At 63.1% G+C, this 12583-nt stretch carries 10 protein-coding genes and 4 pseudogenes; 10 read left to right on the plus strand and 4 right to left on the minus strand.

What is annotated here, in order from left to right; translation table 11 throughout:
* Position 1: 1 nt before the first annotated feature.
* The gene (locus J2744_RS12745) at positions 2 to 1450 is read right to left on the minus strand and encodes an FAD-dependent oxidoreductase (RefSeq protein ID WP_210113726.1); all 1449 of its coding nucleotides are present in this window, start codon (positions 1448 to 1450) and stop codon (positions 2 to 4) included.
* A 182-nt stretch (positions 1451 to 1632) separates the two neighbouring features.
* Between J2744_RS12745 and J2744_RS12750 the strand changes: the two genes are divergently transcribed.
* The 8 genes from J2744_RS12750 to J2744_RS12785 all read left to right on the plus strand — a co-directional run bounded on the left by J2744_RS12750 (position 1633) and on the right by J2744_RS12785 (position 9355).
* A complete protein-coding gene (locus tag J2744_RS12750; RefSeq protein ID WP_210113727.1) occupies positions 1633 to 2010 on the plus strand; it encodes a nuclear transport factor 2 family protein in 378 nt (125 codons plus the stop codon).
* Positions 2007 to 3008 carry an LLM class flavin-dependent oxidoreductase gene (locus J2744_RS12755; protein WP_210113728.1) on the plus strand — a complete coding sequence of 334 codons (1002 nt, stop codon included), beginning with the start codon at positions 2007 to 2009 and terminating at the stop codon, positions 3006 to 3008. Before J2744_RS12750 ends, J2744_RS12755 begins: the two co-directional genes overlap by 4 nt.
* Positions 3009 to 3107: 99 nt before the next feature.
* A complete protein-coding gene (locus tag J2744_RS12760; protein ID WP_210113729.1) occupies positions 3108 to 3773 on the plus strand; it encodes an isochorismatase family protein in 666 nt (221 codons plus the stop codon).
* Between the two features lie 28 nt (positions 3774 to 3801).
* The gene (locus J2744_RS12765; protein ID WP_210113730.1) at positions 3802 to 5193 is read left to right on the plus strand and encodes a dihydroorotase; all 1392 of its coding nucleotides are present in this window, start codon (positions 3802 to 3804) and stop codon (positions 5191 to 5193) included.
* Positions 5194 to 5320: 127 nt separating this feature from the next.
* Positions 5321 to 6580, plus strand: coding sequence for a CaiB/BaiF CoA transferase family protein (locus J2744_RS12770; RefSeq protein ID WP_210113731.1), 1260 nt, complete (start codon positions 5321 to 5323; stop codon positions 6578 to 6580).
* On the plus strand, positions 6577 to 7521 hold the full coding sequence (locus tag J2744_RS12775) for a hydroxymethylglutaryl-CoA lyase (protein ID WP_210113732.1): 945 nt from the start codon (positions 6577 to 6579) through the stop codon (positions 7519 to 7521). Before J2744_RS12770 ends, J2744_RS12775 begins: the two co-directional genes overlap by 4 nt.
* Positions 7518 to 8831: a 3-isopropylmalate dehydratase large subunit gene (locus tag J2744_RS12780; RefSeq protein WP_210113733.1), complete on the plus strand. Its 1314-nt coding sequence runs from the start codon at positions 7518 to 7520 to the stop codon at positions 8829 to 8831. The genes J2744_RS12775 and J2744_RS12780 overlap by 4 nt, the downstream gene beginning before the upstream one ends.
* Entirely contained in the window at positions 8828 to 9355 is a 528-nt protein-coding gene (locus J2744_RS12785; protein WP_210113734.1) for a 3-isopropylmalate dehydratase small subunit, read from the plus strand. Before J2744_RS12780 ends, J2744_RS12785 begins: the two co-directional genes overlap by 4 nt.
* A gap of 170 nt (positions 9356 to 9525) precedes the next feature.
* Here the strand turns inward: J2744_RS12785 and J2744_RS15635 are convergent.
* Positions 9526 to 9778, minus strand: a pseudogene (locus J2744_RS15635) (IS6 family transposase); the annotation flags it as partial.
* 44 nt (positions 9779 to 9822) lie between these two features.
* Here J2744_RS15635 and J2744_RS15640 point away from each other — a divergent pair.
* A pseudogene (locus tag J2744_RS15640) lies at positions 9823 to 10187 on the plus strand (IS6 family transposase); the annotation flags it as partial.
* An 88-nt stretch (positions 10188 to 10275) separates the two neighbouring features.
* Here J2744_RS15640 and J2744_RS12790 read toward each other — a convergent pair.
* Positions 10276 to 11589, minus strand: coding sequence for an RNA-guided endonuclease InsQ/TnpB family protein (locus tag J2744_RS12790; RefSeq protein ID WP_210113735.1), 1314 nt, complete (start codon positions 11587 to 11589; stop codon positions 10276 to 10278).
* Positions 11590 to 11745: 156 nt separating this feature from the next.
* Between J2744_RS12790 and J2744_RS15645 the strand changes: the two are divergent.
* Positions 11746 to 11973 (plus strand): annotated as a pseudogene (locus tag J2744_RS15645) (IS6 family transposase); the annotation flags it as partial.
* 10 nt (positions 11974 to 11983) lie between these two features.
* Here J2744_RS15645 and J2744_RS15650 read toward each other — a convergent pair.
* A pseudogene (locus tag J2744_RS15650) lies at positions 11984 to 12355 on the minus strand (IS6 family transposase); the annotation flags it as partial.
* Between the last annotated feature and the right edge of the window lie 228 nt (positions 12356 to 12583).

The following is a 12583-nucleotide window of genomic DNA, read 5'->3' on the forward strand; positions in this document are numbered from 1 at the left end:
GTCACTCACCGAACGACCGGGCAGCGTGTAGGCCGGCGAGCCGACCGAACCCCATGGCGGTCGTGAGCCCGTTCCCGGAGAGGTAGCCGTCGGCCCCGTGGCCGCTGATACCCGTCGCGGTGCCGCCTCCGGCGTAGAGGTTATCGACGGTCGACCCGTCTTCGCGGAGCACCCGCGCGTGTTCGTCGACGACGAGCCCGCCCTGCGTGTGGAACAGCGAGCCGGTCACCTCGGTGCCGTAGAACGGCGGCGAGAGGACGTTCCGTCCGTCTGTTCGCCCCACCTCGTCGGGTTCCTCGGTCTCGACGGCGGCGTTGTACGACTCGACCGCATCCCGGGTCGCCTCCGGCGCGCAGCCGAGCTCCGTAGCGAGCGCCTCGACAGTGTCGGCGCTGGTGTACGAGCCGAGCTCGATCGCACGGTCGAAGTCGTCGAATTCGCCTTGCAGGCGCTCGAAGATCCGCTCGTCGAAGATCTCGTAGGCGACGCCGTCCGGCTGGCGGACCACGTCGACCGCGAACTCGGAGTATCCCTTCGACTCGTTCCCGAAGCGCTCGCCGTCGGCGTTGACGAGGATCCCGCCGTTCATCACAACGGCGTACGTCGACAGCGCGCCGGTCCCACTGACGACAGTCGCGTGGCCTTGGAAAGCGTCCATCGACGCGAGCGCGCCACCGAGCTCCGCGCCCCACCGGATCCCGTCTCCGGTGTTCCCGTCGGAGCCGTAGTAGAGCGCGTCGGCGATGTCAGCCTCGCAGTACGCACGAACCATCTCCCGGTTCCCCGCGAAGCCGTCGGTGGCGAGGATCACCTTCCCCGCGCGGATCGCTTCCTCCCTGACCGATCCGGCGACGACTCCCTCGACAGCCCCGTCTTTGGCGACCAGTTTCGTCACCGGCGTGTTCGTCAGCAGCTCCGCGTTCGCCCGGGATTCGATCCGGTCGCGCATCTCGGCGACGAGGTGTTCGCCGTTCCGCCCCGGCGGCGCGTGCATCCGGTACTCGGAGTGTTTCGGATACTTGAAGTCGTCCACGAGGTGGAGGGAGAGATCCCAGTCGTCGACGAGCCAGTGGACCAACTCGACGCTGTGTTCACAGAGGTGTTGGACCAGCTCCGCGTCGGCCTCGTGGCCGTTCTTCTCCAAGATGTCTCGCGCCATATCCGCCGGCTCCTCCTCGATTCCCGCCTCGCGCTGGAAACGGGTGCCGGCCGCCGGGATCATCCCCGTCGACAGCGCGGCGTTGCCGCCGACCTCGTCGCTCTTCTCCAGGAGGGTCACGGTCAGGTCCTCGTTCTCGCAGGCCGCGAGCGTCGCCGTGAGCCCGCACCCGCCTGCCCCCGCGATCAGTACGTCGGTCTCCACGTCGAACTCGACCTCGTCGGCGGAGACGACCTCCGCGCTCGCGTCGTCTAACGTCCGCCGCTGCGGCTCCGTGTCGAGCGAACTCATACCACGGGGGAAGAAACCATACCGCGTAAAGCTACCGGTCGGCAGGGTGTCGCCGTTCGTGTGCCAACACCGATCTTCCCGAATCCGCGCCGCTAGCGACTCCTCGGTGCGTGTGTGACCGCCGATCGGCGTCTCGACAGTTGGCAGGCCGATTTATGTCGCTTCGGGTGCGTACAGTTATCATGGCCCGAACGCCACGCGAGACGGTGGAGGAGTTCTTCGAGCGGATGGGCGATCCCGACGAACGGAGGACCGTCGGCGAGCTATTTGCCGACGACGCGGTCGTCACGGTCCCGGGAGCGCGGTTCGAGGGGCCCGATGCCGCGGCGTCGTTCCTCGAATTCCTCACCCCCCGCTACGAGCGCGCAAGCAAGGCGTTCGGCCGGTGGACCGTCGACGGGGACCGCGTCGTCAGTCAGGGGACGCTCCACGGCGTCGACAACGACGGCACACACTTCGAAGACGTGCGGTACGTCGACGTCTACGAGGTCCGCGAGGGCGCGATCCGCCGGCTGGACGTGTACAACGACCTCGCGGTCGAGGGGGTGGTCGAACCGTGAGCGACGCGACCAATACTGACGACCGTGTCGGCGTCCTCTTCGCGCTGCGCGACGAGCCGGCACTCGTCGCCCGCGCGGAGCGGCTCGGATACGAGAGCGCGTGGGCCGCGGAGGGACAGGGGAAGTCGGCGTTCGGCAAGTTGGAGCGCTGGGCGGTCCACACCGACCGGATCGGACTCGCGACCGGGATCGTCAACGTGTTCTCGCGGACGCCGGCCGCGATCGCGCAGGCGGTCGCGACGCTCGACGCGCACTCGGACGGACGGGCGATCCTCGGCCTCGGCGTCGCCCACCCGGGCGTTGTCGAGGGGTTCCACGGCGCCGAATTCGAGCGCCCCCTGCCACGGATGGCCGAGTACATCCAACTGGTTCGTCGGTACCTTCGGGGTGATCCGGAGGGATTCGACGGAGAGTTCTTCTCTCCGTCGCGGACCGCGTTCTGGGAGGCGTTCGAGCCCGAGCGCGCGTCGATCCCGATTTACAACGGCGCGTTGGGACCCGGTAACGTCCGGCTGACCGGACAGTTCGCAGACGGATGGGTGCCGAACCTCTACCCGGACTCGCGGTTCGAGGAGGCGAGGGGATGGCTCGCCGACGGCGCGGCGCGCGGCGACAGGGACCCGGCGGCGATCGACGTGGCGATGTACGTGTTGACCGCGGTCGACGAAGACCCGGATCGGGCGCGTCGGGCCGCGGCCGAGCACGTCGCCTACTATCTGCGCGACATCCCGGGCTACTACGATCGCGCCGCCGCGGAGGCGGGATTCGAGGACGTGGTCGAGGCGGTCCGGGAGGCGCCTTCGACCGATGCCGGCGCGGAGCACGTCGCCGACGGGCTCCTCGATCGTCTCGCGGTCGTCGGAACTCCCGAGGAGGCACGGGCCCAGTTGGATCACCTTCGGGAGCTCGGCGTCGACCTCCCGATCGTCCGCGCCCCCGCCGGGAGCGACAGGGAGTGGGTGGAGCGGACACTGGAGGCGTTCGCGCCGTCGCGGTGAGTCGGTACCTCGTGTCGCCGCGTTGTGGTCAGCCGATCCGTGCGCCTCACCCCCACCCACAGAATTATGCGACTGCTCGTCATACTGGCATCTGTTACCATGACAAAGCGTATCTGGGAGGATCTGCTCACCGAGCGCGACGAACAGGTCATCTCGGCGGCCGGCTATGACAAGGAAGGAGCGTCATCGTGGGAGTCCCGCGGAATGGGGACGAACCCAATGGTCCTAGTCATCGACATGCAGCGGCTCGTCGTCGGCGAAGACGAGCCGATTCTCGACGCGGTCGAGGAGTACCGCACCGCGATGGGCGAGATCGCGTGGGACGCGATCGACCACATCGCGCCGTTCCTCGAGTTCGCCCGAGGCCACGACGTCCCGGTCACGTACACTCGGGTTGTCCCGTCGAGCTACGATGATTCGGACCACGAGGATCTCGACATCGTCGACGCTGTCGCGCCAAAAGAGGGCGAGACCGTTATCGACAAGTCGTACGCCTCCGCCTTTTACGGGACCGACCTGCTCTCGCGGCTGGTCCGAGGGGGCCACGACTCCGTGATCATCGTCGGGAACTCCACGAGCGGATGCGTCCGCGCGACCGCGATCGACGCGCAGCAGCACGGCTTTAACGTCGTGTTGCCACAGGAGTGTGTGTTCGACCGGATCGAGGCAAGCCACAAGATCGCCCTGATGGACCTCTGGATGAAGTACGCCGAGGTGCTCGAACGCGACGAGGTGGAGTCGTGGGTGGAGGGGATCGGCGAATGACCCCGAGCGAACCGACGGAGGGAGCGCGATGACACACGATCTCGTCATCGCGAACGGCACCGTCGTCACGCCAGAACTCGGCGCCTTCAAAGCCGATGTGGCCGCTGACGGCGACGAGATTGCGACGATCGCGAGTCCGGGAACCCTCTCCGGCGACCGCGTGATCGACGCCGAGGGGAACCACGTCCTCCCCGGTGCGATCGACCCGCACACCCACCACGGGATCTACCGCGGGCTTGAGGCCGACGCCGAGACGGAGTCACGTTCCGACCTCGTCGGCGGCGTCACGACCATCGGGAACTACTTCCGGCGAGGTGGCTCCTACGAGGAGATCATGGACGGCTACTTCGCCGAGGCCGAGCCGAACTACTACCACGACTACTTCTTCTCGCTGGGGCTGCTCTCCTTCGAGCACATCGAGGAGATCCCGTACATCGTCGAGGAGCTGGGGATTACGTCGTTCAAGTGGTACAAGAACTACAAGGACGTCGCGCCCGAGAAGTTCGGCACCGATTCGGAGATGCACGACGACTGGGCGGACGCGTTCATTCAGGCGCTCGCGGCACAGGACGCGTCCACGACGCTCGGCCACCACTCCGAGAACATGGAGATCACGAGCGCGCTCGGCGACAATCCGTACCTCGACTCCGCGGTCGACGACGACCAGGAGTACCGCGGTTACGACGTGTTGGTCGACCAGTTCCCGGACTACGCGGAGGCACAGAGCATGACCGCGAGCGGCTCGCTGGCCCGGCAACACGACTACGACGACAGCTTCTACGCGGTCCACATCTCGGCGGGACGGACCGCCGACGAGCTGGCGATGCTCCACGAAGCGGGGTGGGAGATCACTGGTGAGACGTGTACCCACTACCTGACGCTGACTGCGGACGAGTGCGACGAGCGCCACAACGTCAACCCGCCGGTGCGGTCGAAAGCAGACCAAGAGACGCTGTGGGAGCGGGTCGCCGACGGCACGATCTCCTGTATCGGCACGGACCACTGCGCGAACCTGCGCGACGACAAGGTCGGCGAGGACGTGCCCGACAGCCTCCCTGGGTTCCCCTCGTCCGCGACGATGCTCCCGCTGATCCTCTCGGAGGGGGTCCACGAGGGGCGAATTTCCCTGGAACGGGCGGTCGAGGTGACCTCGACGAACACTGCGAAAGCGTTCGATATATATCCGAAGAAGGGCTCGATTCAAGTCGGAACCGACGCAGACTTGACGGTCGTCGACCTCGACGAGACGAAGACGGTGACCCCGGAGCTGCTCCGCAGCGGCGCGGACTACTCCCCGTACGAGGGGCGCGAGGTGACCGGCTGGCCGACGCACACGGTCGTCCGCGGCCAAGTTGCCTACGAGGAGGGCGAAATCGTCGGTGAGCCCGGACACGGGACCCACATCGATCGGCCGATCTGACCGCAGTGACCACAGCGCAAACGCGAGCCGTAGCTAACGTGAACATGACAGGACACAGCACCCGAACGGCGACGGACCGAACAGCACGCACCGCACACGGCGGTGTCGAGATACCGGCGAGGCACACATGAGCCGCGACACGGCCACCGACGGTGGGTCTGCCGACGAGGACGCACCGGTGGGCGATAACTCCGCCGCCGGCCCGCTCGACGGCGTGACCGTGATCGAGGCCGGATCGATGATCTCGATCGGGACGGTGGGTCGGCTGCTCGCGGACTTCGGTGCGGAAGTGATCAAGGTCGAGCACCCGGAGACCGGCGACCACCTGCGGCACTTCGGCCCGCAGAAGGAGGGCGTCGGACTCTGGTGGAAGTACCTCGGCCGCAACAAGCGGTCGGTGACACTCGACATCTCCACGGAGGAGGGAAAAGTCGTCTTCGAGGACCTGGTTGCTGAGGCCGACGCGCTTATCGAGAATTTCCGACCAGGAACCTTAGAGCGCTGGGGGCTCGGCTACGACCGTCTCTCAGATCTCAATCCCGGACTCGTGATGCTCCGGGTAAGCGGGTTCGGACAGACGGGACCGTACAGCGACCGTCCCGGGTTCGGGACACTCGCCGAGGCAATGTCCGGATTCGCGTATCTCAACGGCTACCCCGATCAGGAACCGCTGTTACCCCCGACCGGGCTGGCGGACGGGATCGCGGCGATGTTCTCCACGATGGCGGTCGCGTTCGCGCTGTACAGCCGCGACGCGAACGACGGGACCGGCCAGTACATCGATACGAGTCTCATCGAACCGATCTTCTCGCTTATTGGTCCGCAGCCGCTCCGCTACCAGCAGCTCGACGAGATCGAGAAACGGTCGGGGAACCGCTCGACGTCGTCCGCCCCCCGAAACGTCTACGAGACGGGCGACGGGCGGGCGGTCGCCATCTCGGCGAGCGCACAGCCGGTCGCGATGCGGGTGTTCGACGCGATCGAGCGACCGGACCTGAAGGAAGACCCGCGCTTCGCAGACAACGAGCAGCGGCTGGAGAACGTCGAGGAGCTCGACGCGATCATCCAAGACTGGATAGGCGACCACTCCCGCGAGGAAGTCATCGACCGCTTCGAAGAGCACGAGGCGACGATCGCGCCGATCTACAACGTCGAGGACATCCTCGCAGACGAGCATTACCAGGCCCGCGAGGCGGTCGTGGAGGTCCCTGACGACCAGCTCGGCGCCGGCGCGGTACAAGGCGTCGTGCCGCGCTTCTCGGAGACGCCGGGGGAAATCTCGCATCTCGGTCCGCAGCTCGGCGCCCACAACGAAGAGGTGTACGGCGAACGCCTGTCGTACGACGACGAGACGCTTGCCGAGCTCGACTCGGAGGGCGTGATATGATCGAGTACCCCTCGGAGGTGACCCTCGTCGAGATGCTGCCGCGCGACGGGTTCCAGCGCCTCGACGAGTTCGTCCCGACAGACGAGAAGGTCGCGATCATCGACGCCCTCTCCGAGACCGGGGTCGACGAGATCGAGATCACCTCTTTCACTCACCCGAAGGCGGTCCCGACGCTGCGGGACGCGGACGAGGTCGCCCAACGCATCGAGCGCCACGACGACGTGACGTACCGCGCGTTGGTGCCGAACGCGATCGGGATGGAGCGGGCGATCGATGCCGGCGTCGACAAGGTCAACGCCTTGGTCACCGTGAGCGAGACGTACAGCGAGCACAACCAGAACATGACGGTCGAGGAGATCCTCGAGGGGGTCGAAGAGATCGTCGAGATGGCCGACGGAACGGGTATCGAGGTCGAGGCCGGGATGGGAACGAGCTTCTACTGCCCGTACGAGGGGAAGATCCCCATGGAAGACACGCTGTCGGTCGTCGACCGTGTCGTCGACGCCGGTGTCGACGAGGTGACGCTCGCGACGACGATGGGACTCGCCGACCCGGTCGAGATCGAAGAGATGTACACGGCGGTGTTCGACCGTCACCCCGACCTGGACGCGGGGCTGCACCTCCACGACACGAACGGGATGAGCCTCGCGAACACCCTCGTCGCGATGCAGTGCGGTGTCGACCGGTTCGACGCATCCCACTGCGGGCTCGGCGGCGGCGTCGTCCTGCCGGACGGACTCGGCGGCGTCGGCAACACCCCGACGGAGGATCTCGTCCAAATGTTGAGTAAAATGGGACTCGAAACGAACGCGGACTTCGAACGCGTCGAGTCGGTCGCTCACGAGGTCGCCGACCGACTCGATCTGGGGGCGACGAGCCACGTCCTGCTGGGCGGGACCGTCGACCGCGTGTTAGCGACCGTCGCGGAGGACAACACATGACTGGCAAAACCATCTCGGAAAAGCTACTGTCGGAAAAATCGGGACAAGACGTACGGGCCGGTGACTACGTGGAGGCCGAGGTCGACGTGATGATGACCCACGACGTGACGGGACCGCTGACATTCGAGGTCTTCGAGGCCGTGACGGGTGATGACCCGGAGCTCGTCGACCCGGACAACACTGTCATCACGATCGATCACCACGCGCCGGCCGACGGCGTCGAGGCCGCGAACAACCATAACCTTGTTCGGGAGTTCGCGGACGAGTACGGCGCACAGCAGTACGACGTTGGCGACGGTATCTGTCACCAAGTGCTCGTCGAGGAGGGGTTCGTCTCCCCGGGCGATCTAGTGATCGGTGCGGACTCACACTCGACCACGTTCGGCGGCCTCGGCGGCTTCGGCACCGGCGTCGGCTCCACCGACCTCGGGACAGCGTTCGCGACTGGGGAGCTGTGGTTCCGGGTACCGGAGACGCTCCGGTTCGAGGTCGAGGGGGAGCTCCCCGACGGGGTGTACGCAAAAGACCTCATCCTGAAGTTCATCGGCGACGTGGGATTCGACGGCTGTACGTACAAGACCGCCGAGTACGGTGGCTCAGCGGTCGAGGCGCTGCCGATCCACGAGCGGCTCGTCCTCTCGAACATGGCGATTGAGATGGGGGGGAAGGCCGGCATCGTCGCGCCCGACGAGCGAACCGTCGACTTCCTTGCGGCACAGACCGGAGAACGGCCCGAGATACCGGCGTACACGCAGCCCGACGACGACGCCGACTACGAGGCGGTCTACACCTACCAGGCCGAGTCGCTCTCGCCGCAGGTGTCGACCCCGTCGAACCCAGAGAACGCGGTTCCCGTCGACGAGGTCGTCGGCACGGACATCGACCAGCTGTTCGTCGGGACGTGTACGAACGGGCGGTACGAGGATATCCGGATCGTCGCGGACATCATCGAGGGCGAGCGGCTCGCCCCGGACACGCGGATGGTCGTGGTCCCGGCATCGCGGTCGGTGTACAAACAGATGATGGACACCGGCGTGATGGAGACGTTCGTCGACGCGGGCGCCATCGTCCAGAGCGCCGGCTGCGGCTCCTGCTTCGGGACGCACCAGGGCGTGTTGGGTGACGGCGACGTCTGCCTCGCCACGGCGAACCGCAACTTCCCGGGCCGAGAGGGGTCGATGAAAAGCGAGGTGTACCTCGCCAGCCCTGCGACGGTGGGCGCGTCGGCGCTGTACGGCGAGATCACCGACCCGCGGGAGGTCGAGCTGAACCGCTACGACGACTACGTCCTCGAGGGGGTGAGCGCGTGACAGACCCCGATGCGAGCCGCGACATCGACACGACCGAGCCCGGTCGAGCGTGGACGTTCGGCGACGACATCGATACCGACCAGATCATCCCGTCGCGGTTCCTCGTCTCTAGCGACCCGGCAGAGCTCGGCGAGCACGCGTTTAACGACCTCCGGTCAGAGTTCGCTTCGGACGTTTCTGACGGCGACTTCGTCGTGGGCGGGCACAACTTTGGGAGCGGCTCCTCTCGCGAGCACGCTCCGCTCTCGCTTTTGGGTGCGGGGATCGACGGGGTCGTCGCACAGTCGTTCGCCCGAATCTTCTTCCGGAACGGGATCAATCTTGGGCTCCCCGTGTTGATCTGTCCGGATGCCGATCGGATCGACGACGGCGACGCGATCAGTCTCCGACTCACCGAGGGAACCGTTATCAACCACACTGCGGACGAGCGATACGACGCGGACCCGCTGCCGGAGTTCTTACAGACGCTCGTCGACCGCGGCGGGCTCAAACCGTATACGCGAGCGAAGCTCGGCACCGAGTGAGCCAACCGCGGCGACGCGCCGCTCCTCGGCGGCGCAGTCGATCTGCTGTGCGCGTTACGTTTGGTGTGATCTGTTGAATCCGCAGACGGCGGCGTGATAGCGTCGCTCTGAAAGTGGAACCGAAGTGGAAGAGCCGAAGTGTCTGGAGCAATGTCGTAACTGCGGGCGAAATACCAGATGGCGTGGGCTTGTAACAACGTTTCCACGGTCGGTGGATCGACCCGGCTAAAACAGTTTAAAAACGAAGATGTTTGTCGTTCTACCTTTCTAATGACATGTTCGACAGAATTTCTGAAGCCATGTTGTTCGACGCGGTAGCTGTAGTTTTCGCGGCGAAGCCTACCGATCAGATCGTCTGCGTCATCGACGAGAAACAGAGTCTTCGATGTCGTGTTTCTCAGCTAATTCAGTGAGAAACTCTCGGTCGCGTAAGGTTAGCGGATGACGCGTTCGACTTCAGAGTGCTTATGACCGAAATCGAACGCCTCAGGGAACGTATCGTGTGGATCGACTCGTCGTTTGTAGAGCGAGATCGAACGCCACGCTGGGCGATTGAAGGGAAAAATTCGCTATCACTTGGCCGGTATATCCCTTCGAGAGGTAAGTAAATTTCTTGAACAATATGGGATCGATCGGAGTCACATCGCTGTTCACAACTGAGTTCATAAAGCCAATCTACAGTCGATCTCGATTGTCTCTGAGAATCAACTTGCGGTTGACGAAAAGATGAGCCGCCTCCACGACCAGAAGTTCTGGCTGTACGGCGCGGTTGATCCGCATACGAACAAAATCCCCCGTGAGCCTCTATCCGACCACAAATAAGCAAACAACGTGATAGTTTTTGACCGAGTTACACCGGCGCTATCAGCTAATTGACATCCTCCACCGCCTGAAGGCGGAGGACTCCCGAGGTTGGGACATTAGGGTTTGCAGTCCACCACCTCTGTCCGAGGTTGGAATCCTCGGGAGAGGTCATAGAGGTGGACTGCTGGCTGTGCCAACCAGCCGGTACTCCTATCTTCGGTCAATTTGGACGAAGACTCGGAGTTACTTTCGTTGATGTCGAGACGGATGTTCTCCGCCCCATTCACGTCCGCGTTGAACGCCGCATCACACGTCTCGCAGACGTACAACCCGCGTTCAACACGCTGACTGTCGTCTTCTCTACCGCAGGCGCAACACGTCTTGCTCGTGTCGCGCTCGGACGCTTCCACGACCTCGATTCCCGTGACCTTCGCCTTGTATTCGAGAATCGAGGTGAAGCGGTCGAATGCCCACCCGTGTAGGTCGAGGTTGCCGTGCCGTCCCCAGTTCTTCGACTCACCGTATTCGTCCTCACGGACGCCTTCCAAATCTCCGACGTTAATCTGGCCAACACCCTTCTCGACACACCGCTGGACGATGTGTTTCGCTAAGGAGTGAAAAAAGTGAGTGCGACGTTCCGACCACTTCGCGTGGAAACGTGTGGCTCGTTCACCACCGCTGTCGTCGCACTTGGCGATCTCCTTCGGGAAGTAGTAGCCGTCCTGTTTCAAGCGGTTACCGGGGTAAAGGTCGGCGTCTTCGGTACTGTAGGCGACAGCGGCGAAGTTGCTGATGCCGAGGTCGATACCCGCTGTTTCGGTGCCGGGAGCGGTGGGCGTCTCGACCTCGTCTTTACAGACGAGGTGTAACTCCCATCGCTCCTTTGCTTGGTCGTAGACGGCGCGGACTTGTTGCAGGTTTTCAACCTCGACACCGGGGCGTCTCTCGTACTCGACGAGGATGTACTCCCACGCTTTCGGGTGTTCCTTGTGATTTGCCCCTTTTGAGAGGCGAACACGATTGTTTTTGGTGTCGTGGCGGATGCCGTTCTGTTTCCACGTGACCGTCGAGCGGGGGTGTTCTTCGTGGACGCGGCGGCCCTCGTCGTCGTAGTAGTTTTCTTTGCGGTAGCCGGGCGGATTGTCCCTGTCATCATCACTGGAGTACCACGAGTTGAAGGCTTCAGCGAGTTCCTCCAGAACGCGCTGACTGGACTGCGAATGTAGTCCACTGTACTTGTTGTGGGTCTTCAACTCGTCTTTGAGGTCGCCGTGATCGGGAATCTCCCCGGTTTCTTCCCAGACTTCTCGAGAGTGGTAGTTGGCGACGTTCCAGAGTTTGCTGGCACTCCACCCGTGCCGATCGAGCGACTCCTCAACCTGTGAGTGGTTGCGGATTTTCGCTCGATAGGTGCGGTGGATCTCCAGCATTCTGAACGGCTGTATAATCACTTATACACACTTCTCTTGTAAACGTTCGGAATGAGAAAGGAGGAATATCCAGCGGTGCTATCGACGGTGGACTGTGGAATGGGTTGTCGGATTCATCCCGCGCCTAAAGGCGCGGGTATTCTCCTTGCTTTTTATAACCTCGAATTTCTCGTCGATGACGCAGACTATCTTGGATCTGTTCTCGCTGAAGACGGCTATCGATTTCAACTTATTCGTCATGGAAATCGGAATGCTATCGGATGTATCTTTTAAGAAACAGAACGAAGATCATTATCGTTCGCAAATCATTTTAGCAATGTCGACCTAGGGACCGCTCAAAACTGGCTCGAAACCGTCGCCGTCTACCATAATTCACGCCAAACGTACCGCGACCAAATTCTCGTACGATCGGAGTTGTATCCGTCGGAAACAGCCGCGAATGAAGAATTCTGTTCGTCTGTGGATCGACAGCAGTGTACAGCCAGTACTGCTCGTTGTTGATCCGGATCGCTTTCTGATCGACCGCAACTCGGTCCGGGTTCTCACCGCCAGCTGGCTGTAGATCGGCGTTCTGTACCCAATTATGAACAGCAACGCGACTTTGATTGGCACCCGAAAAATCAAGAATAATTACTGTGTTTGTAAGTGACAGTTCAGCGAGGTGGTGGTGAACTCCCTTTTCAATGATCTCGCCGGTGAGACGCTGACGTTCGACGTCGAAATCATCGAGGTCAACTAAGCTCGAACGAAGCGGTTTTCGCTGAATTGAGGCGCTAAGCCCCCATCCTCAAGGAGCGACCGGAGAGAGCGAGTAGGGAGGGGTAGTTGACACCGACGCCGTCGTCTTTGCCCACGAGACAGCGGTACCGTATCTGGAGGGCGACACAGAACCCGTCAAATCTGCTCTATTGAAAATGGAAGACAGCAACGGGATCACGCCGTAATGAGTTTAGGAAAACGAGGTCGAGAAAGCGGTAATGGGAGTCGCCTTGCT

The sequence above is a fragment of the Halorubrum trapanicum genome, assembly GCF_017873555.1.
Lineage (GTDB): Archaea > Halobacteriota > Halobacteria > Halobacteriales > Haloferacaceae > Halorubrum > Halorubrum trapanicum.

What these genes read in the sequence shown, in the direction of transcription:
- J2744_RS12745 (WP_210113726.1), bottom strand. Translation starts at nt 1,450, where the DNA reads ATGAGTTCGCTCGACACGGAGCCGCAGCGGCGGACGTTAGACGACGCG.
- J2744_RS12750 (WP_210113727.1), top strand. Translation starts at nt 1,633, where the DNA reads ATGGCCCGAACGCCACGCGAGACGGTGGAGGAGTTCTTCGAGCGGATG.
- J2744_RS12760 (WP_210113729.1), top strand. Translation starts at nt 3,108, where the DNA reads ATGACAAAGCGTATCTGGGAGGATCTGCTCACCGAGCGCGACGAACAG.
- J2744_RS12765 (WP_210113730.1), top strand. Translation starts at nt 3,802, where the DNA reads ATGACACACGATCTCGTCATCGCGAACGGCACCGTCGTCACGCCAGAA.
- J2744_RS12770 (WP_210113731.1), top strand. Translation starts at nt 5,321, where the DNA reads ATGAGCCGCGACACGGCCACCGACGGTGGGTCTGCCGACGAGGACGCA.
- J2744_RS12775 (WP_210113732.1), top strand. Translation starts at nt 6,577, where the DNA reads ATGATCGAGTACCCCTCGGAGGTGACCCTCGTCGAGATGCTGCCGCGC.
- J2744_RS12780 (WP_210113733.1), top strand. Translation starts at nt 7,518, where the DNA reads ATGACTGGCAAAACCATCTCGGAAAAGCTACTGTCGGAAAAATCGGGA.
- J2744_RS12790 (WP_210113735.1), bottom strand. Translation starts at nt 11,589, where the DNA reads ATGCTGGAGATCCACCGCACCTATCGAGCGAAAATCCGCAACCACTCA.